At 73.5% G+C, this 17,738-nt stretch carries 17 protein-coding genes; 6 read left to right on the top strand and 11 right to left on the bottom strand.

What is annotated here, in order from left to right:
- Window positions 1-23 precede the first annotated feature (23 nt).
- Window positions 24-1,682 (bottom strand): AMP-binding protein, encoded by a 1,659-nt coding sequence (locus ABZ836_RS23090; RefSeq protein WP_361144952.1) that lies wholly within the window; start codon window positions 1,680-1,682, stop codon window positions 24-26.
- A complete protein-coding gene (locus tag ABZ836_RS23085; RefSeq protein ID WP_361144949.1) occupies window positions 1,679-2,446 on the bottom strand; it encodes an SDR family oxidoreductase in 768 nt (255 codons plus the stop codon). Before ABZ836_RS23085 ends, ABZ836_RS23090 begins: the two co-directional genes overlap by 4 nt.
- Window positions 2,447-2,694: 248 nt before the next feature.
- Between ABZ836_RS23085 and ABZ836_RS23080 the strand changes: the two genes are divergently transcribed.
- A complete protein-coding gene (locus ABZ836_RS23080; RefSeq protein ID WP_356138701.1) occupies window positions 2,695-3,969 on the top strand; it encodes a DUF1343 domain-containing protein in 1,275 nt (424 codons plus the stop codon).
- Between the two features lie 237 nt (window positions 3,970-4,206).
- Entirely contained in the window at window positions 4,207-4,812 is a 606-nt protein-coding gene (locus ABZ836_RS23075; protein ID WP_356138703.1) for a hypothetical protein, read from the top strand.
- A gap of 81 nt (window positions 4,813-4,893) precedes the next feature.
- Here ABZ836_RS23075 and soxR read toward each other — a convergent pair whose 3' ends face one another.
- A complete protein-coding gene (soxR, locus tag ABZ836_RS23070; RefSeq protein WP_356138704.1) occupies window positions 4,894-5,355 on the bottom strand; it encodes a redox-sensitive transcriptional activator SoxR in 462 nt (153 codons plus the stop codon).
- Between the two features lie 121 nt (window positions 5,356-5,476).
- Between soxR and ABZ836_RS23065 the strand changes: the two genes are divergently transcribed.
- Window positions 5,477-5,938, top strand: a complete 462-nt coding sequence (locus ABZ836_RS23065) for a MaoC family dehydratase (RefSeq protein WP_356138706.1) — start codon at window positions 5,477-5,479, stop codon at window positions 5,936-5,938.
- An 18-nt stretch (window positions 5,939-5,956) separates the two neighbouring features.
- On the opposite strand, the gene ABZ836_RS23060 is transcribed toward ABZ836_RS23065, so the two are convergent.
- From ABZ836_RS23060 to ABZ836_RS23050, 3 genes are all read right to left on the bottom strand, one after another.
- A complete protein-coding gene (locus ABZ836_RS23060; protein ID WP_356138708.1) occupies window positions 5,957-6,586 on the bottom strand; it encodes a TetR/AcrR family transcriptional regulator in 630 nt (209 codons plus the stop codon).
- A gap of 125 nt (window positions 6,587-6,711) precedes the next feature.
- The gene (locus ABZ836_RS23055) at window positions 6,712-6,999 is read right to left on the bottom strand and encodes a YiaA/YiaB family inner membrane protein (RefSeq protein ID WP_356138710.1); all 288 of its coding nucleotides are present in this window, start codon (window positions 6,997-6,999) and stop codon (window positions 6,712-6,714) included.
- A 100-nt stretch (window positions 7,000-7,099) separates the two neighbouring features.
- A complete protein-coding gene (locus ABZ836_RS23050; RefSeq protein ID WP_361144943.1) occupies window positions 7,100-8,251 on the bottom strand; it encodes an acyl-CoA dehydrogenase family protein in 1,152 nt (383 codons plus the stop codon).
- Between the two features lie 86 nt (window positions 8,252-8,337).
- Between ABZ836_RS23050 and ABZ836_RS23045 the strand changes: the two genes are divergently transcribed.
- Window positions 8,338-8,991, top strand: a complete 654-nt coding sequence (locus tag ABZ836_RS23045) for a TetR/AcrR family transcriptional regulator (protein WP_356138714.1) — start codon at window positions 8,338-8,340, stop codon at window positions 8,989-8,991.
- Window positions 8,992-9,205: 214 nt separating this feature from the next.
- Window positions 9,206-10,114 carry a DMT family transporter gene (locus tag ABZ836_RS23040; RefSeq protein WP_361144940.1) on the top strand — a complete coding sequence of 303 codons (909 nt, stop codon included), beginning with the start codon at window positions 9,206-9,208 and terminating at the stop codon, window positions 10,112-10,114.
- Window positions 10,115-10,314: 200 nt separating this feature from the next.
- Here ABZ836_RS23040 and ABZ836_RS23035 read toward each other — a convergent pair whose 3' ends face one another.
- From ABZ836_RS23035 to ABZ836_RS23025, 3 genes are all read right to left on the bottom strand, one after another.
- Window positions 10,315-11,397 (bottom strand): zinc-binding dehydrogenase, encoded by a 1,083-nt coding sequence (locus ABZ836_RS23035; protein WP_356138718.1) that lies wholly within the window; start codon window positions 11,395-11,397, stop codon window positions 10,315-10,317.
- 13 nt (window positions 11,398-11,410) lie between these two features.
- The gene (locus ABZ836_RS23030; protein ID WP_356138720.1) at window positions 11,411-12,805 is read right to left on the bottom strand and encodes an aldehyde dehydrogenase family protein; all 1,395 of its coding nucleotides are present in this window, start codon (window positions 12,803-12,805) and stop codon (window positions 11,411-11,413) included.
- Window positions 12,806-13,064: 259 nt separating this feature from the next.
- Complete coding sequence (locus ABZ836_RS23025) at window positions 13,065-13,331, bottom strand: hypothetical protein (RefSeq protein ID WP_356138722.1); 267 nt, start codon at window positions 13,329-13,331, stop codon at window positions 13,065-13,067.
- A 361-nt stretch (window positions 13,332-13,692) separates the two neighbouring features.
- On the opposite strand from ABZ836_RS23025, the gene ABZ836_RS23020 reads away from it, so the two are divergent.
- Complete coding sequence (locus ABZ836_RS23020; RefSeq protein ID WP_361144936.1) at window positions 13,693-15,315, top strand: serine/threonine-protein kinase; 1,623 nt, start codon at window positions 13,693-13,695, stop codon at window positions 15,313-15,315.
- 77 nt (window positions 15,316-15,392) lie between these two features.
- Here the strand turns inward: ABZ836_RS23020 and ABZ836_RS23015 are convergent, their stop codons facing one another.
- Both ABZ836_RS23015 and ABZ836_RS23010 read right to left on the bottom strand, forming a co-directional pair.
- A complete protein-coding gene (locus ABZ836_RS23015; RefSeq protein ID WP_361144934.1) occupies window positions 15,393-16,196 on the bottom strand; it encodes an SGNH/GDSL hydrolase family protein in 804 nt (267 codons plus the stop codon).
- Between the two features lie 254 nt (window positions 16,197-16,450).
- Window positions 16,451-17,257 (bottom strand): SGNH/GDSL hydrolase family protein, encoded by an 807-nt coding sequence (locus ABZ836_RS23010; RefSeq protein ID WP_356137933.1) that lies wholly within the window; start codon window positions 17,255-17,257, stop codon window positions 16,451-16,453.
- Window positions 17,258-17,738 lie beyond the last annotated feature (481 nt).

The following is a 17,738-nucleotide window of genomic DNA, read 5'->3' as shown; positions in this document are numbered from 1 at the left end:
TCCTGTCGTGCCGATGCGGGGGACTACCTGGTCGCGCGCAGTTCCCTGCGGAGGATCTTGCCAGTCGCCGTCTTGGGCAGGTCGGGCAGGATCTCCACCAGCCGCGGATACTTGTACGCGGCCAGCCGCTCCTTGCAGTATGCGGCGAGTTCCTCGCCGGTGGCCTCCGCGCCCGGGCGCAGCGCGATGTAGGCCTTGACGGTCTCGCCCCGGTAGCCGTCGGGTACGCCGACCACGGCCGCCTCGCGGACCGCGGGGTGGGTGTAGAGCACGTCCTCGACCTCGCGCGGCCACACCTTGAAGCCGGAGGCGTTGATCATGTCCTTCTTGCGGTCGACGACGTAGAGCCAGCCCTGCTCGTCCATGAAGCCGATGTCGCCGGTGCGCAGTTCTCCGCCGGGGAAGGTCTCGGCGGTGGCCTCGGGGCGGCGCCAGTAGCCGGGGACCACCTGCGGGCCCTTGACCACGATCTCGCCGGGCTCGCCGAAGGGCACCTCGTCGCCCTTGTCGTCGAGGATCCGGACGACGGTGTCGGGGCCGGGGATGCCGACCGCGAGGGTGCCGGAGGCCTCGTCGACGGGGGCGCGCAGGTCGCCGATGACCGAGGCGCAGGGGGCGCTGCACTCGGTGAGGCCGTAGCCGTTCTGGATGTAGATGCCGAGGGTGGCCTCGATCTTGTCCACCAGCGCGGGCGGCAGCGGGGCGCCGCCGGAGGATATCTGCGCGAAGGAGGAGAAGTGGTCGCGGCCGACGGCCGGGTGGGCGGCCAGCGCCATGTAGGCGGTGGACGGGCCGACGGTGTAGGCCGGGCGGTGCTCGGCGAAGGCGTCCAGGACCACGCCGGCGTCGAAGCGGTAGGCGAGGATCAGGCTGCCGGCGCTGTTCAGCGAGGCGAGGAACTGGCAGACCATGCCGGTGATGTGGAACAGCGGGGCGAGCGCGAAGTAGGCCGCGTTGTCCGGCAGGCCCAGGCCGGTGGCCTGGCGCTCGGCGTTGAACATGAGGTTGCCGTGCGTGTTGGTGGCGCCCTTGGGCGTGCCGCTGGTGCCCGAGGTGTAGCTGATGAGGGCGATGTCGTCGGGGGCGAGCTCGCGGTCCTCCGGGGCGGCGTGGCCGGCCCGGGCGGCCTCGGTGAGGTCCTCGGCGTCCCCGGCGACGGGGAGGCGCTCGAAGTTCAGCACGCGCTCGTCGCCGCGGCTCTGGAAGTCCAGCTCGCAGGCGGTCAGGGCGAACGCGACGGGCGTGCCGTCGGCGGCGTCCCGCAGGTAGGCCTCCCAGGCGCGGTCGGAGCAGATCAGGGCCTTGACCTCACCGTCGGTGAGGACGTGCTTGACCTCGCCGGTCTTGTACATCGGGTTCACCGGCAGCACGATCGCGCCGGCCTTCCAGGCGCCGAGCACGGCGAGCACGAAGGCCGGGGAGTTCTGCAGCATCACGGCGATCCGGTCGCCCTTGGCGACGCCGCGGGCGGCCAGGCGGCCGGCCACCGAGTCGCTGAGGGCGTCGACCTCGCGGTAGGTCAGCCGTCCGTCGAAGTAGGCCAGGTACGTCTCGTCCGCGCGGGAGGCCAGGGCCCGGTCCAGGGCGTGCACGGCGCTGGCCGGAGGCGTGATGGGCGCCTTCTGCGCGTCGGTCAGCAGGGCCAGCCAGGGCTTGGCGGCGTACCGGGATTCGGTGCTCATCGGGTGCTCTCCCACTTCTGGTGCAGACGGTTCATGTGCGTCAGCCAGCGCTCCGGGTCGGCCGCCCTGGCCGCGTAGTACCCGGCGACCTCCGGGTGCGGGAGGATGAGGAAGCGGTCCTCCGCGATGCCCTTGAAGAGGGCGTCGGCGACGTCCTCGGGCTCGATCGCGGTGGGGGCGAGGACCAGGTCGCCCGCGCTGCCGGAGCCGGCCAGCATGTCGGTGCGCACGCCCTGGGGGCAGATGGCGTGCACCTTGATCCCGTGGTGGCGGTAGGTGAGCGAGAGCCATTCCGCGTGGGCGTAGGCGGCGTGCTTGGTGGCGCTGTAGGGCGCGGCGCCGATCATGGTGAGCAGCCCGGCCGCGGAGACGGTGGCCACGAAGCGGCCCTCGCCGCGTTCCAGCCACTCCGGGACGAGGGCGCGGGCGGCGCGTACGTGCGCCATCACGTTGACGTCCCAGGCGCGTTCCCAGGCCCGGTCGTCGGGGGTGAAGCTGCCGTCGCTGCCCGCGATGCCGGCGTTGGCGCAGAAGACGTCGATCCGCCCGCCGAGGGCCTCCCGCGCCGGGTCGACGATCTCCGAGGCGTCGCCGGGAACGGCGGTGGCGCCGATCTCCCGGGCCACGGCCTCGGCCTTCCCGGCATCAAGGTCGTTGACCACGACCCGGGCCCCCTCGGCGACGAAACGCCTGGCCATCGCGGCTCCGATGCCGCCTCCCGCCCCGGTCACGACGACACGGGCATCCTGCACGGCTTCCACCATCGGTCTCCTTCGACACGACGTGACACGGATCTGTCACCGCTGACTGCGGCGTCAGACTAACCGGTCGGTATGTCGCACGGAAGGGGTCTGCACGGGGCCGTTCGGGGATCGCCCGCGGGCCCCGGGGGTGGATCACCCCTCGCGTGGGCATGACACACGGCACCGGCCGCCCCGCAGGACGCCGGAGCACCACCCGAAGCGAGGAAACCCGCCAGGCACCACCCGTGCTCCCCCGGAGGTCACGCACCATGAGACTGTCCAGACGAGGCCTGCTCACCGCCGCCACCGGCGCCCTGTCCGTCACCGCGGCCGGTGTCGCGCAGGCGGCCGAGCCGTCGGGCCCGCCGGTCGCCGCCACCCCGCCGTCGGGCGGGCGTCCGCTGCGGACGGGTTTCGAGCGCCTCGCCGCGGACGGCTACGCGCTGCTGGACGGCGAGAAGGTCGGCGTGGTCACCAACCCGACCGGTGTCACCCGCGACGCCCGGCACATCGTCGACGTGATGCACGCCGACGACCGGGTCGACCTGACGGCGGTCTTCGGCCCCGAGCACGGCTTCCGGGGCACCGCGCAGGCGGGCGGCTCGGAGGGCTTCTACGAGGACCCCGCCACCGGACTGCCCGTCTACGACACCTACCTGAAGAGCGGGCAGCCGCTGGCGGACGTCTTCACCGCCTCGGGCGTGGACACCGTCGTCTTCGACATCCAGGACGCGGGCGCCCGCTTCTACACGTACATCTGGACGCTGTACGACTGCATGGAGGCCGCCCGGCTGGCCGGCAAGCGGTTCGTGGTGCTGGACCGCCCGAACCCCGTCTCCGGCCGCTCGGCCGAAGGCCCGGTCATGCACCCGCAGTTCGCCACCTTCGTGGGCCGCGAGCCGATCTCCCAGCAGCACGGCATGACCGTGGCGGAGCTGGCGCTGCTCTTCAACGGGGAGTTCCTCGCCTCCCCGGTGGAGCTGGAGACCGTGCGGATGACCGGCTGGCGGCGCAGCGAGTTCTACGACGCCTCCGGCCTGCCCTGGGTGCCGCCGAGCCCCAACATGCCGACGCCCGAGACCGCGCTGGTCTACCCCGGCACCTGCCTCTTCGAGGGCACCAACCTCTCCGAGGGCCGGGGCACCACCCGCCCCTTCGAACTCCTGGGCGCGCCCGGCATCGACGGGGCCTGGGCCGAGGCCGCCAACGGACTCGGCCTGCCCGGCGTGCGGTTCAGGGAGGCGTACTTCACCCCCACCTTCAGCAAGTTCTCCGGCCGGACGGCGGGCGGCGTCCAGGTGCACGTCCACGACCGCGAGTCCTTCGACCCGGTGCGCACCGGCGTCGGCCTGCTGATCACGGCCAGGGCGACCTGGAGCGAGTTCGCGTGGCGGCCGGACAACTGGATCGACAAGCTCACCGGGTCCACCGGCGTGCGTACCCGCATCGACGCGGGCGCCGCGCTGGAGGAGGTGGTCGGCGGCTGGCGGGAGGAACTCGCCGCCTTCCGGGCCACGCGCGCGCGGTACCTGCTGTACCGCTGACCGGAGTTGGGACGCCCGGGCGGGCCGCACGGACGTGCGGCCCGCCCGTTCTGTTCCTCTTGTCGCGCATAGTCCCGCCGTCAACAGGAACCCGCATAGGTGTGTCGTCCGGCTTATGGCACACCTCGGCCGATCCGATGGAGCCGGTTGGGCGGACGGCACGTCTATTCGGTGACGTCCTTGCGACGACGCCGAGTTGGTCAGGGTTCAGGTGCACGTGCGACGGAGGTACGGTCGATGGCGGGATTCCGGAGTCTGGCGAGACAAGTGCGGGACCAGCGGTGCGACCTGGCGCTGCGGCGGTACTCGCTGCGGAAGTGCCTGGAGCGGTTCGCGCCCTACGGGCACCGGGCGACCTGGGACCACCTCTGCGTCACCTGGGGGTTCGGACCCGAGGACCGCTCCCCCGACCCGCGCCGACTGGTGGGCGCGGTGGCCGAGTTGGAGCGGGCCCGGGAGGTGTGGCTGGCCTACGAGGCGGCGTTCGCGGAGCGCCGGCGGCGGGAGAAGCACGACGGACTGCGCCGGCCGGGGTCGGTGGACGACTGGCACCGGATGACCTGGGGCGGGTTCGGCGTCGCCTGGTGCGACGACCCGCGGGTGCACCCCTCGGACCCGCTGCCGGAGGTGCTGCGCCGGCTGATCGGCGCCCTGGAACGGGAGCCGGGGAGGAGCTGCCCGGTCTGCGGCGACGAGGAGCTGGCCTGGCGGCACGGGATGAACCACGAACCGTCGTCCGGCCCGGTCTGCGAGGGGTGCGGGATCCTCGTCCCGCTGCCCGTGCTCACCCAGGAGGCGGTGGAGACGGCACGGCGCGGCAGGCGGCAGCTGGTCCCGGCGTGACGTGCGGGCCGCCCACCCCGGCCGACGGCCGCGGGAGGGCGCCCCGGCGCGCGGCTCCGCCGCCCCGGCGGCGGAGCACCGTCACGCCCCCGGCTCCGGGGCCAGCCGGGAGCCGGTGAGGCTCGCTCCGACGGTGTCGTCGGGGTTGGACAGCCCGCACGTCGTCAGGGACAGGCAGCCGCACCCGATGCAGTCGGTGAGGTGGTCGCGCAGCCGCTCCAGGCGGCGGATGCGCTCGTCGAGTTCGGCGCGCCACCTCTCGGACAGCCGCGCCCAGTCCTCCCGCGTCGGCGTCCGCCCGTCCGGCAGTTCCGCCAGCGCGTCCCGGATCGCGGCCAGCGGCATGCCCACCCGCTGCGAGGCGCGGACGAACGCCACCCTGCGCAGGGTGTCCCGGCTGTAGCGCCGCTGGTTGCCCGGGGTGCGCCGGCTGCTGATGAGCCCCTTGGACTCGTAGAAGTGCAGGGCGGAGACGGCGACCCCGCTGCGCGCCGAGAGCTGGCCGACGGTGAGTTCCTGGACCTTCACGGGGATCTGGGGCACGTCCGGACCCTAACCGGACGCCCCCCGCTCCGGCACGCGCATTGACACCTTCCCCGGCCGCGACCATGCTAAGCAGTTGCTTAGACACAGCGACCGACAGCGAGAGGCCAGGGACAGCGACATGGCAGAGCCGAGGATCTTCACCTCCCCCGACGACCTGAAGGCCGCCGTGGGCGAGCAGCTCGGGTACACCGACTGGGTCGAGGTCGACCAGAAGCGCATCGACCTGTTCGCCGAGGCCACCGGCGACCACCAGTGGATCCACGTCGACCCGGAGAAGGCCGCGCGGGGCCCGTTCGGGACCACCATCGCGCACGGCTACCTGACCCTGTCGCTGCTGCCCCTGTTCGGCCCGCAGCTCGTCTCGGTCGAGGGCGTGACGATGGGCGTGAACTACGGCACCAACAAGGTGCGCTTCCCCTCCCCCGTCCCGGTGGGCTCGCGGCTGCGCGCCACCGGGAGGATCACCGGCGTCGAGGACGTGCAGGGCGGTGTGCAGGTGACGCTGGCGTTCACCGTGGAGCGCGAGGGCGGGGACAAGCCGGTCTGCGTCGCCGAGTCGGTCTCCCGGTACTACCTCTGAGCCCCGCGGGCGCCCGCCCTACCGCTTGGCGCCCACCATGTTGAGCACGAGGTCGGCGTAGAGCGCGCCGACCTCGTCGGGCGTCCAGCGGCCGTCCACCCGGAACCACCGGGCCACGTCGATGCACAGCGACATGATCGCCAGCGTGGCGCCCTGGGCGTCCGGCACCTCGAACTCGCCCGAGGCCACGCCCTCCTGGACGATCCGGCGGACCTGGCCGTCGACCTGCTTGCGCAGGGCCACGATCTCGGCGCGCGAGTCCTCGCCGAGCGCCTCGAGCTCGTACTGCACCACCCGCGCGGTGGTGTGCTGGGCGGCGTGCCAGCGCACGAAGGAGCCGACCGCCTCGGCGAGCCGCTCGGCCGCGGTCCCCTCGCCGTCCGCGGCGTCGCGCAGGATGGCGAGGGCCTTCTCGTGGCCGATCCGGCTGATCCGGGCGAGCAGTTCCTCCTTGGTCTTGTAGTGGATGTAGAGCGCGGCCGGGCTCATGCCCGCGCGGCCCGCGATGTCGCGGGTCGTGGTGGCGTGGTAGCCCCGCTCGGCGAACGCGTCCACCGCGGCCACCAGCAGGCGCCGGGCGGCCTCGGGTGTGACCTCGGCCCAGGGCTGCTCGCCGCTCCCGGACGTCGTCTCCTCCGCCGTACTCATCGCTCGCCTCGCCTCTCTCGCTCTCCGCCCCTACCCACCCTGGACGGAGACCCTCCGGACCGCACGCCGTACGTGCGGGGCACCACCATACCGCCGGAGTCTGAGCGACCGCTTAGAGCGGCGGATCACAGTTTCTGGAAGGGGTCGTGCTCGGCGAGGATCTTCTCCAGCCGGGCCTGGTCGACCCGGCTGACGATGGTGCCGGCCTCCTGGCGGTCCCGGATCACCTTGGCCAGCGTGAAGCTGGAGGTCACGAGGTAGAGGACGGAGACGGCGAAGAAGCCGCGCACCCAGGCGCTCGCCTCCATCCGCAGGATGCCGGTACAGGTCGCCCCCAGGGCGACGACGAAGGACGCCACCGCCTGGCCGTAGAAGGCCGCGGTGCTCTGCTGCTTGACAGGCGTTTCGGTCATGGCAGCAGCATCGGGCGGACGCGGCGCGCGCCGCATCCGCCCGGATACTCAGACCCCGCGGGTGCGGCGTACTCATCGCCGCGCCCGCGGGTCCGAGGGCTCAGAAGGCCGAGACCCCCGTCAGGGCGCGGCCGATGAGCAGCTTCTGGATCTGGCTGGTGCCCTCGTAGAGGGTCATCACGCGGGCGTCGCGGAGCAGCTTGCCGGCCGGGTACTCGTCGATGAACCCGTAGCCGCCGAAGACCTGGAGCGCGTTGTTGGCGCAGCGCACGGCCGCCTCGGAGGCGAACAGCTTGGCCTTGGACGCCTCCACGGCGAACGGCAGCCCGCGGTCGATCAGGTCGGCCACCCGCCAGACCAGCAGCCGGGCGGCGTCCACGTCCAGCGCGATGTCGGCGAGGAGTTCCTGCACGAGCTGGTGGTGGGCGATGGTCCTCCCGAACTGCTCGCGCTGGCCCGCGTACTCGACCGCGCAGTCCAGCGCGGCCTGGGCGATGCCGACGCAGCCGGCGGCGACCGACATGCGGCCCTTCGCCAGGGTCGACATGGCGATGGTGAAGCCCTTGCCCTCGGGGCCCAGCAGGGCGGAGGCGGGCACCCGCACGTCCTCCAGCACCAGTTCGGCGGTGGCCTGGCCGCGCAGGCCCAGCTTGCCGTGGATGGTGTTGCGGGTCAGCCCGGGGGTGTCGGTGGGCACCAGGAAGGCGGAGACGCCCTTGTGGCCGGGGGCATCGCTGGAGCGGGCGAAGACGATCGCCACGTCGGCCCAGGTCCCGTTGGTGATGAACATCTTGGTGCCGTTGATGACGTAGTCGTCGCCGTCGCGCACCGCGCGGGTGGCGAGGTTGCCGGCGTCCGAGCCGGTGCCGGGCTCGGTGAGGCCGAAGCAGCCGAGCGCCTCGCCGGAGGTCAGCCGGGGCAGCCACGCCCGCTTCTGCTCCTCGGTGCCCCAGCTCTGCAGGGTCTTGGTGACCAGGCCCAGCGAGACCGAGACGATGCCGCGCACCGAGGAGTCGCCGCGTCCCAGTTCCTCGGTGACCAGGCAGTACGACAGGTGGTCGCCGCCGGAGCCGCCGTACTCCTCGTCGATGGTCAGCCCCAGGAAGCCGACCTCGCCCAGCTTCTTCACGATGGAGCGGTCCACCTGCTCGGCGCGGTCCCAGGCGACCACGTTCGGCGTGATCTCGCGTGCCACGAAGTCCCGGGCGAGCTCCTGTACGGCCGTCTGCTCCTCGCTGAGCCCCAGATTCACGGTGCGCCACCCCACGGTCGGTCGATGTCCTGTGTCGTCGTCGGGGTTAAATTAGCACTGCTAGTTTAATCGGTCGAGGCTCTACCATGTGGGCCATGCCACGCCCGCGCACGCCCCTGCTCTCCACCGGACGGATCGTCGAGGCGGCCCTGTCCCTGATCGACGCCGAGGGCCTGGCCGCGCTCTCCACGCGGCGGCTCGCCGCGGAGCTGGGCGTCAGCGGGCCGTCGCTGTACAACCACTTCCGCAGCCGGGACCAGCTCCTGGAGGCGGTGGCCGACTCGGTGAGCGCGCAGGTCGACCTGTCGATGTTCGAGGACGGCACCTTCTGGCGGACCGCGCTGCACGACTGGGCGCTCTCCTACCGCGCCGCGCTGCGACGGCACCCGAACATCGTCCCGGTGCTGGCCCACGGCCCCGGCCGCCGTCCGGCTGCGCTGCGGCTGGCCGACGCGGTGTACGGGGCGATGGTCGCGGCGGGCTGGCCGCCGGCCCAGGCGACCTCGATCGGCGCGCTGATGCGGTACTTCATCATGGGCTCGGCGCTGGGGTCCTTCGCCGGCGGCTTCGTGGGCGACGAGACCGCCTACGACCCGGCGGACTACCCGCACCTCGGCCAGGCGCACCTGCTGGCCGGGCGGCAGGAACGCATCGACGACCGCGCCTTCGAGACGGGGCTGCGGGCCCTGCTGGACGGGCTGGAGCGGCAGTTCGCGGAGCTGCCCGCCGCCGAGTCCTGACGCCGTGCGCCGCGTCCCGGTGCCGTGTGCGCCGCGTCCCGGTGCCGTGTGCGCCGCGTCCCGGTGCCGTGTGCGCCGCGTCCCGGTGCCGTGTGCGCCGCGTCCTGGCGCCGTGTGCGCGGCGTCCTGACGCCATGCCGAGCCCGTGATGCCGCCCCCTGCCGGGCCCTTAATGCCGCGCGGCGCCCGCCGGCCGCCGCCTAGGCTCGCGCGCATGACAACTGTTTCCGTGCCCGCCCGGCGCACCGAGCTCCTGGCCGCCGGAGCGGCCGCGGTGACCGTGGTGCTGTGGGCCTCCGCCTTCGTCTCCATCCGCGCCGCGGGCGAGGAGTACTCCCCCGGCGCGCTGGCGCTGGGGCGCCTCCTGTCCGGGGCCCTGACGCTGGGCGTGATCCTGCTGATACGCCGGGAGGGCCTGCCGCCGCGGGAGGCGTGGCGCGGCATCCTCGTCTCGGGGCTGCTCTGGTTCGGCTTCTACATGGTCGTCCTCAACTGGGGCGAACAGCTGGTGGACGCGGGCACGGCGGCGCTCGTCGTCAACACCGGGCCGCTGCTGATCGCGCTGCTGGGCGTGCGGCTGCTGGGCGACGCGATGCCGCCGCGGCTGCTGGCCGGCATGGCGGTGTCGTTCGCGGGCGCGGTGACGGTGGGGCTGTCCATGTCCGACGGCGGTGGGGCGTCGGTGCTGGGGGTGGTGCTGTGCCTGCTCGCCGCGGTGGCGTACGCGGGCGGGGTGATCGCGCAGAAGCCGGCGCTGGCGCACGGGAGCGCGCTGCAGGTGACGACGTTCGGGTGTGCGATCGGGGCGGTGGCGTGCCTGCCGTTCGCGGGGCAGCTGGTGTCCCAGGCGGCGTCCGCGCCGGTGTCGGCGACGCTGAACATGGTGTACCTGGGCGTCTTCCCGACCGCGCTCGCCTTCACGACGTGGGCGTACGCGCTGGCGCGGACGACGGCGAGCCGGATGGGGGCGACGACGTACGCGGTTCCCGCGCTGGTCGTGGCGATGTCGTGGGTGTTCCTCGGCGAGGTGCCGGGGGCCCTCACCCTGGTGGGCGGCGCGCTCTGCCTGGCGGGCGTGGCCGTCTCCCGCCGCGGGGCGCGCCGCCGCGCCCGACCCCTGTGACACGGGGGGCTCGCCCCTCCGCCCGCGTCCCCGGAGAGGGGGCTCGGCCCCTGCGGAGCGAACCGCGACGTGTGCACGGCACCGCCTGCGGCCGCCCGTGCCGCCCCCTGGGCGGCCCAGCCGCCCGCAGGGACGCTCCTACCGGCTCGTGGCAGGGTCGCCCCGCGGGCCATCATGCCGCTGGGGCGGCCGGGGTGGGGTCAGAAGACGACCAGCGCGCGGCCGCCCTTGCCGGCGGTCATGTTGTCGAACGCGGCGGGGATGTCCGCGAGATCGATGCGGTCGGTGACCAGCATGCCGAGGTCGAGGCGGCCCTCCCGGACGTGCGACGCCAGCACCGGCAGGTCCCGCGCCGGGTCGGAGTTCCCGTACACGCACCCGGACAGCGTCCGCCCCCAGTGGAAGATCTCCAGCGCGTTGAAGGAGACCTGCTGGTCCTTCCCCCCGATGCCGACCACCGTCGTGCGGCCGCCCCGCCGCGTGGACTCCCAGGCCGTGCGGATGGTGACCGCCCGCCCCACGCACTCGACGGCGACGTCGACGCCCTGCTTGCCGGTGAGCCCGCGGATCTCGCGCGCGGTCTGCTCCGAGGCGACCACGTAGTCCGTCGCGCCCGCCGCCCGCGCCAGTTCCTCCTTGGCCGGGGAGACGTCCACCGCGACGATCTTCGACGCCCCGGCGATCCGCGCCGCCTGGACCGTGGCGAGGCCGACCCCGCCCACGCCGTAGACCGCGACCGTCTCGCCCTCCCGGACCCGCGCCGCGTGGTGCACGGCGCCGTACCCGGTGAGCACCGCGCAGCCCAGCAGCGCCGCGTCGGTGAGCGGGATGCCCTCGGGCAGCGGCAGCACCGTGTTGGCGGCCACGACCGCCTCCTCGGCGAACGCCGCCACGTTCAGCCCGGGATACAGCTCCAGCCCGTCGGACGCCCGCCGTGCGTACGGGGCGGACGCGCCGTCCAGCGAGCGCGCGCACAGCCAGACCTCGCCCAGGTCGCAGGACGGGCAGCTGCCGCAGGACGGCGACCAGTTGAGCACCACCTGGTCGCCCACCGCGACATGGGTGACGCCCTCCCCCACCTCCGTGACGGTGCCCGCGCCCTCGTGCCCGAGGACGGCCGGCAGCGGCACCCGCATGGTGCCGTTGGCGATGGACAGGTCGGAGTGGCACACCCCGGCGGCGGCGAGCCGGATCCGGACCTGGCCGGGGCCGGTCGCGGGCAGTTCGATCTCGGTGACTTCCAGCGGCGCGCCGATCGCGGGCGCCACGGCTGCGAGAACCATGGGACGAACGCTCCTAGAACTGGAGGGACTTGGTCTGGAGAAACTCGGTCAGCCCGTGCGCGCCGAGCTCGCGGCCCACGCCGGAGTGCTTGTAGCCGCCGAAGGGTGCCAGCGGGTTGAACCGGCCGCCGTTGATGTCGACCTGCCCGGTGTCCAGGCGGCGGGCGAAGGCGACCGCCTCGGCCTCGTCGCCCGCCCAGACCGCTCCGGCCAGGCCGTAGACGGTGCCGTTGGCGATGCGCACGGCCTCGTCCTCGTCCTCGTACTTCAGGACGGACAGGACCGGGCCGAAGATCTCCTCCTGGGCGATGGTCATGCCGGGGGTGACGTCCGCGAAGACGGTGGGGCTGACGTGGAAGCCCTTGTCCTTGCCCTCGGGCGCCTCGGCGCCGCCGGCCACCAGACGCGCGCCCTCGGCGACGCCCTTCTCGATGTAGCCGCGCACCCGCGCCTGCTGCTTGGCGTTGACCAGCGGACCGATCCGGTCGCCGTACTTGGCGGCGGCCTCCGCGGCCAGCTCGACGGCCTCCTCGTACCGCTCGGCGGGGACCAGCATCCGGGTCCAGGCGCTGCAGGTCTGGCCGGAGTTGGCCATCACGTTGGCGACGCCCACCGCGACCGCCTTGGCCAGGTCGGCGCTGGGCAGGATCACGTTGGCTGACTTGCCGCCCAGCTCCAGGGCGACCTTCTTCAGCCCGGCCCCGGCGGTGGCGGCGATGGAGCGGCCGACGGCGGTGGACCCGGTGAACGAGACCATGTCGACGCCGTCGTGCTCGGCCAGCGCCTGTCCGGTCACCGGCCCCAGTCCGGTGACCAGGTTGAACACACCGGCCGGCACCCCGGCCTCGTCGACCGCCTCGGCGAACAGCTGGGCGGTCAGCGGGGTGTCCTCGGCGGGCTTCAGGACGACCGTGCAGCCCGCGGCCAGCGCGGGGGCGACCTTGGCGACGATCTGGTGCAGCGGATAGTTCCAGGGCGTGATCGCGGCGACCACGCCGATCGGCTCCTGGTACACGGTGGAGTTGCCGACCTTCTCCTCGAAGGGGAAGGTCGCCGCCAGCTCCGCGTAGGTGCCGCAGACCGCGATCGGGGAGGCGGCGTGCACCTTCTGGGAGAACGGCAGCGGGGCGCCCAGCTCGGCGGTGACGGTCTCGGCGATCTCGTCCTTGCGGGCGACCAGCACGTCCCGCAGGGCGGCCAGGCGGGCGGCGCGCTCGGCGGGCGGCGTGGCGGCCCAGCCCGGCAGGGCCGCGCGGGCCGCGCGGACCGCCGCGTCCACGTCCTCGGCGGAACCGGCCGGCACCTGGGCGATGACCTGTTCGTCCGCGGGGTTGAGGACGGCGATGGTGTCCGGTCCGACGGCCGCCCTCCAGGCCCCGTCGATGTACATGCCGTCGTGTGCCTTCATCAGTGCGTCCTCCCGGGCGGGATGGGGCCCACGAGCCAAGCCGGGAGCTCGGGGGCGTCGTCCGCCGCTCAAGCTAGCGAGCGCTTGCTTGGGCGCGCCAGAGCGAGCGGGGCCGCTCTGGGAGGAGAGACAAGGTTCACACCGGGATCGGCGGCGTCGGCACAGCGTCACGGGAACGACGACGCCGGCCCTCCGCTGCGCGTCGTGGGGAGTGCCGTAAGGCGCAGCGGGAGGACCGGCGGGTTGAACCTGTCGCGGCTCAGCGCCCGCCGAAGAGCGAGCGGGTCAGCCGGCGCAGCGGCGCGAACAGCGACACGCGCTGCACGCGGTGCCGCTTGCTCCGCTCGCGCGGTACGTCGCGCGCCGTGAGCTCGCGCATCAGCGACGTGGCCTCCACCGTCTCGCGCTGCGGTATGGCGGGGCCGGACAGCACCGAGAGATGGCGGTCGAGACGCGAACTGCTCGCGCTGCTGCCGCAGGTGATCGCAGGGACGCGCGCCCTGCTACGCATTGTTATCTGATCCATGACACTCCCCACCCGTACGAGTCCACCCGGCCCGGGCAGGGCAACCCTATCGTCCTTGGTGGGGGATGGCGCATCTCGATCACAGAATTCACCTTTTCCGCAAGACGGTTGACAACTCCTCACCCGAGGCATGAAGTTTCAGGGCGAGTTGGACAACCGGCACAACGGCCGTCCGGTCCTCGGCACCAGGATCGCAGGTCACCGCGGGTGACGCCCGTCGCGCATCGCCCGCCCCGTCGGCGGGCAGAACACCGGGGAGGCCGCGCCCCGGCAGTCCCCGTACCCCCGTGGAGCGTTCCGAAAAGCGTCCCCCTCATGAACGGGTGAACCGGTGACGGGTTCCCGGAGGAAGAGGTGAGCCATGACCGATGCACCGGATCCGGACCGCGTCGTCGCCGGCCGTTACCGCCTGCTGTCGCCGCTGGGCAGCGGGGGCATGGGAACGGTGTGGCGGGGCCGGGACGAGGTGCTGCGCCGCGAGGTGGCCGTCAAGGAGGTGCGCGCCCCGGCCGGTCTGCCGGACGACGAGGTGGCGCGGATGTACGCCCGGCTGGAGCGCGAGGCCTGGGCCGCCGCCCGGATCGCGCACCGCTCCGTGGTCACCGTGTACGACGTGGTCACCGACGGCGGACGCCCCTGGATCGTGATGGAACTGGTCCGCGGCCTGTCGCTGTCGGACGTGCTGGAGGCGGAGGGCGCGCTGACCCCGGCCCGGGCGGCGGCGATCGGCGCGGACGTGCTGGCGGCGCTGCGGGCGGCCGACGAGGCCGGGGTGCTGCACCGGGACGTCAAGCCGGCCAATGTGCTGATCGCCAACGACGGCCGGGTGGTCCTCACCGACTTCGGCATCGCCACGCTGGCCGGGGACACGGCGCTGACCCGGACCGGCGAGGTGATCGGCTCCCCCGAGTACCTGGCGCCGGAGCGCGCGCTGGGACGGCCGTCGGGGCTCGCCTCCGACCTGTGGTCCCTGGGCGTGCTGCTCTACGCGGCCGTGGAGGGCGCCTCCCCGTTCCGCCAGGACACCCCGCTGAGCACGCTGCGCGCGGTGGTCGACGAGCCGCAGGCGCCGCCCCGGTGGGCGGGGCCGCTGGCCGGGGTGATCGAGGGGCTGCTGCGCAAGGACCCGGCCGGGCGGATGACGGCGGAGGAGGCCGAGCGCGGCCTGCGCCTGGTCGCGGCCGGCGGCACACCCGGGCCGGGAGCGCCGGTCGGCGCCACGGCTCCCACGGTGCCCCTCCCTCCGGGCGGCGGCTCCGCGCGCCACGGGTCCGGGTACGGCGCCCCGCCCCCGCCTCCCCCGCGGCACCACGACGAGGCCCGGCGCGCGGACGGTGACCGCGGGGACGGCGGGGACGGCGGGGACCGGGCGGGCACGGCGCTGGTGATCGGGGTGCTGGTGCTGGCGCTGCTGGTCGCGGGGCTGGCCTGGAAACTGGCGGACCCGGGCGGCGACGACTCCGGGGGCTCCGGCTCCTCGGCGTCCCCCACCACCGCCGGTCCGGGCGCGGAACCGTCCGGCGAGGAGAGCGGGTCGCCGAGCCCGTCCGCCTCCGGGACGTCCGCGAGTCCGAGCCCCTCCCCGTCCGCCGAGCCGGAGCAGTCGGTCCGGGTCACCGTGACCGGCGCGCACACCCGGTACAGCGGGGTCTGCCCTCCGCCCGAGGACCGGCACCCCGCCGTGCGCGCCTCGTTCACCGTCGGTCGTCTGCCGGCCGAGATCCGCTACCGGTGGGTGTCGGACCAGCTCGACGGCGTGGTGGACGAGGGCTGGCGGACGCTGACCCTCCCCGAGGGCGGGGGCGCCACCCGCGACGAGCAGGTGCGGCTCTCGCTGGAGGACGCGGAGGGGGCTCTCGAGGGCTCGGTCCACGTCGAGGTCGACAGGCCGGTGGAGGCTGCCTCCGACCCGGTGCCGTTCACGGTGATGTGCGAGGCGCCGTCCGGGTCCGGGGAGCCGTCCCCGGACCCGGAGGACGACTGAGCCCGGCGCCGCGCGGCCGGGCCGCGCGGGCGCCGGGCCGGCCGGGCTGCGGGCCGCGCGGGCCGCGCGACCCCCGGTCAGTCGTGCGCGTTCAGCACGGGCAGGTAGCCGCGCGACTGGCCGGCCGCCCTCGGGTGGTAGGACGCGCCGACGTCGGCGATGTTCACGCTGTGCAGCCAGGAGGCGCCGGAGCAGATCTCGTGCCCGGTGAACGGGGGCCGGACGTCGCCGAACCGGAAGCCGTGGGCCGCCGCCCGCCGGGAGATCACCGAGTTCAGCAGGTCGGCGGCCTCGTTGACGGCCGACCGCTTGGCGTCGGAGAGCCCGGCGCAGGCCGCGTCCACGTCGTAGAACCGCGGGTACCCCAGGACGACGACCCGGGCCTCGGGGGCACGTTCGCGGATGGCCTTGTAGAGGGAGTCGAGGTTTCCGGGCAGGGTGGAGCGGATGTGGCCGCGCGCCGTGGCGATCCGGTCGAGGCACCTCGCGTCCGAGCCGACGACGCACGTCGACATGACGTCCGCGAACCCGGCGTCGTTGCCCCCGGCGGTGACCGAGACGAGCCGGGTGGAGGAGGTGAGCGGCCCGAGCTGGCCGCTGCGCACCGAACGCGTGGTCGCCCCCGAGCAGGCCATGAAGGCGAAGGAGGACGGCCGGTGGGCGTCGGCCCACAGCCGCGGGTACGCCAGGCCGCTGCGCCGGCATGCGCCGCTATCGGCGGTGTACCGGCCGGCGCCGACGCCGGAGGAGTACGAGTCGCCCAGGGCGACGTAGGAACCGTCCGCCCGGGCGGACGCCTGCGCGGCGGACGTGCCGGTACCGGCGAGGGCCAGGGCGAGGAAGAGGGAACTCACGACGGCGGGCGTGCGGGCACGTCTCATGGCGGGGCCTCCGTGGTCGGCGGATCCGCCGGAGGAAGGAGGAACGGCGGCGGGTCCGGCGTACTGCGCGGCGGGAGGCCGACGACGGGCACCCGCCGGGGAGATGATCCCGCGTCACCGCCCCGCCGAAGCGCGAGGAGCGTGGGATGCACCCGAATCGGCGTCCCCGGGGCGAACGGACGGGCGAGTGTCGAACGAGAACGGCGCCCCTCGCCCCCGCCAGGGGCACCGGGACGCCGCTTTCGACGCGGGCGTCAGTCGTTGGCGTTCAGCACGGGGAGGTATCCGCCCGACTGGCCGGCCGCCTTCGGGTGGTACGACTCGCCGATGTTCGCCCAGTTGACGCTGTGCAGCCAGGAACTGCCCGAGCAGATCTCGTGCCCGGTGAAGGTGGGCCGCACGTCGCCGAAGCGGAACCCGTAGGCCGCGGCGCGCTGGGAGATCACCGAGTTGAGGTGGTCGGCGGCGGCGTTGATCGCCGTCCGCTTGGTGTCGGAGAGGCCGACGCAGACCGCGGCCACGTCGTAGAACTTCGGGTAGCCCAGGACGACGACCCGGGCGTTGGGGGCGCGGTTCTTGATGTCGGCGTACAGGGAGTTGAGGTTTCCGGGCAGCGTGTTGGTGATGTAGGAGCGCGCCGTGTTGATCCGGTCGGTGCAGACCGAGTTGGAGCTGATGACGCAGGTCGTCATGACGTCGGCGAAGCCGGCGTCGTTGCCGCCCGCGGTCACCGAGACCAGGGTGGTCGAGGAGTCGAGGGAACCCAGCTGGCTGCTGCGGACCGAGCTGGTGGTGGCTCCGCCGCAGGCCACGAAGGCGAAGCTGGAGGGCGAGTTGGCGTTGGCCCACAACTGCGGGTAGGCGTTGGTGCTGCGTTTGCAGCTGCCGCTCTCGCTGGTGTAGCTGCCGGCCCCGACCCCGGAGGAGTACGAGTCCCCCAGGGCGACGTAGGCGCCGGCGGCCTGGGCCGACGACGCCTGCGCCGCGGCCGCCCCCGTGAAGGCGAGGCCGACGGAGAGGAGGAACGAACTCACGACGGCGGACGTGCGGAAACGTCTCATGGTGGAGCCTCCCTGTTCTGCAGTTGTCTCTGCATCAACTGTGGTACCAGCTACACGCGTTGACAGGAAGTGCTCATGTCAATAAATCCCCGGGACGGCTCGCCGTACGGCCGGTGTCCCGGCGCCAGGCCGCCTGCGAACCGTGGGGAAACCGGCCCCGTCAGGCGAAATCGGCATCTTGACCGGCGACCCCCATTGCGCCAGATTGGGCCGGTCATCCGGCGCATGGCGCGAGAAGCGGACGGAACGCCTCTACCCGGCAAAGCATCTCATTACCTTTCAGCTCTTGCGATAGCCGACCAATAGCCAATATCGTCATACATCTCATACGCATCGGTCCGTCGTTGTGCGGTTCAGGGGGAGGGACTCGGAACCGGGACGGAGCGGGGCGGACGCGCGGTAGGGGGGTGCTCGATGACACGACCGGTCGTCGGGTCGTGCCGCGCGCCCGGGCTCCGGACAGCGGGGCCCGGACAGTTCT

This window comes from Streptomyces sp. NPDC047130, from assembly GCF_040643475.1.
Lineage (GTDB): Bacteria > Actinomycetota > Actinomycetes > Streptomycetales > Streptomycetaceae > Streptomyces.
The sequence above is the reverse complement of the archived record's forward strand: the minus strand, read 5'-3'. Positions and strand labels throughout refer to the sequence as shown.

Excerpts from the sequence above, each read along its gene's own strand:
- ABZ836_RS23015 (WP_361144934.1), bottom strand. The coding sequence starts at position 16,196 with ATGAGACGTGCCCGCACGCCCGCCGTCGTGAGTTCCCTCTTCCTCGCC.
- ABZ836_RS23020 (WP_361144936.1), top strand. The coding sequence starts at position 13,693 with ATGACCGATGCACCGGATCCGGACCGCGTCGTCGCCGGCCGTTACCGC.
- ABZ836_RS23025 (WP_356138722.1), bottom strand. The coding sequence starts at position 13,331 with ATGGATCAGATAACAATGCGTAGCAGGGCGCGCGTCCCTGCGATCACC.
- ABZ836_RS23080 (WP_356138701.1), top strand. The coding sequence starts at position 2,695 with ATGAGACTGTCCAGACGAGGCCTGCTCACCGCCGCCACCGGCGCCCTG.
- ABZ836_RS23030 (WP_356138720.1), bottom strand. The coding sequence starts at position 12,805 with ATGAAGGCACACGACGGCATGTACATCGACGGGGCCTGGAGGGCGGCC.
- ABZ836_RS23060 (WP_356138708.1), bottom strand. The coding sequence starts at position 6,586 with ATGAGTACGGCGGAGGAGACGACGTCCGGGAGCGGCGAGCAGCCCTGG.
- ABZ836_RS23075 (WP_356138703.1), top strand. The coding sequence starts at position 4,207 with ATGGCGGGATTCCGGAGTCTGGCGAGACAAGTGCGGGACCAGCGGTGC.
- ABZ836_RS23090 (WP_361144952.1), bottom strand. The coding sequence starts at position 1,682 with ATGAGCACCGAATCCCGGTACGCCGCCAAGCCCTGGCTGGCCCTGCTG.
- ABZ836_RS23055 (WP_356138710.1), bottom strand. The coding sequence starts at position 6,999 with ATGACCGAAACGCCTGTCAAGCAGCAGAGCACCGCGGCCTTCTACGGC.
- ABZ836_RS23045 (WP_356138714.1), top strand. The coding sequence starts at position 8,338 with ATGTGGGCCATGCCACGCCCGCGCACGCCCCTGCTCTCCACCGGACGG.
- ABZ836_RS23035 (WP_356138718.1), bottom strand. The coding sequence starts at position 11,397 with ATGGTTCTCGCAGCCGTGGCGCCCGCGATCGGCGCGCCGCTGGAAGTC.
- ABZ836_RS23010 (WP_356137933.1), bottom strand. The coding sequence starts at position 17,257 with ATGAGACGTTTCCGCACGTCCGCCGTCGTGAGTTCGTTCCTCCTCTCC.
- ABZ836_RS23085 (WP_361144949.1), bottom strand. The coding sequence starts at position 2,446 with ATGGTGGAAGCCGTGCAGGATGCCCGTGTCGTCGTGACCGGGGCGGGA.
- ABZ836_RS23065 (WP_356138706.1), top strand. The coding sequence starts at position 5,477 with ATGGCAGAGCCGAGGATCTTCACCTCCCCCGACGACCTGAAGGCCGCC.
- ABZ836_RS23040 (WP_361144940.1), top strand. The coding sequence starts at position 9,206 with ATGACAACTGTTTCCGTGCCCGCCCGGCGCACCGAGCTCCTGGCCGCC.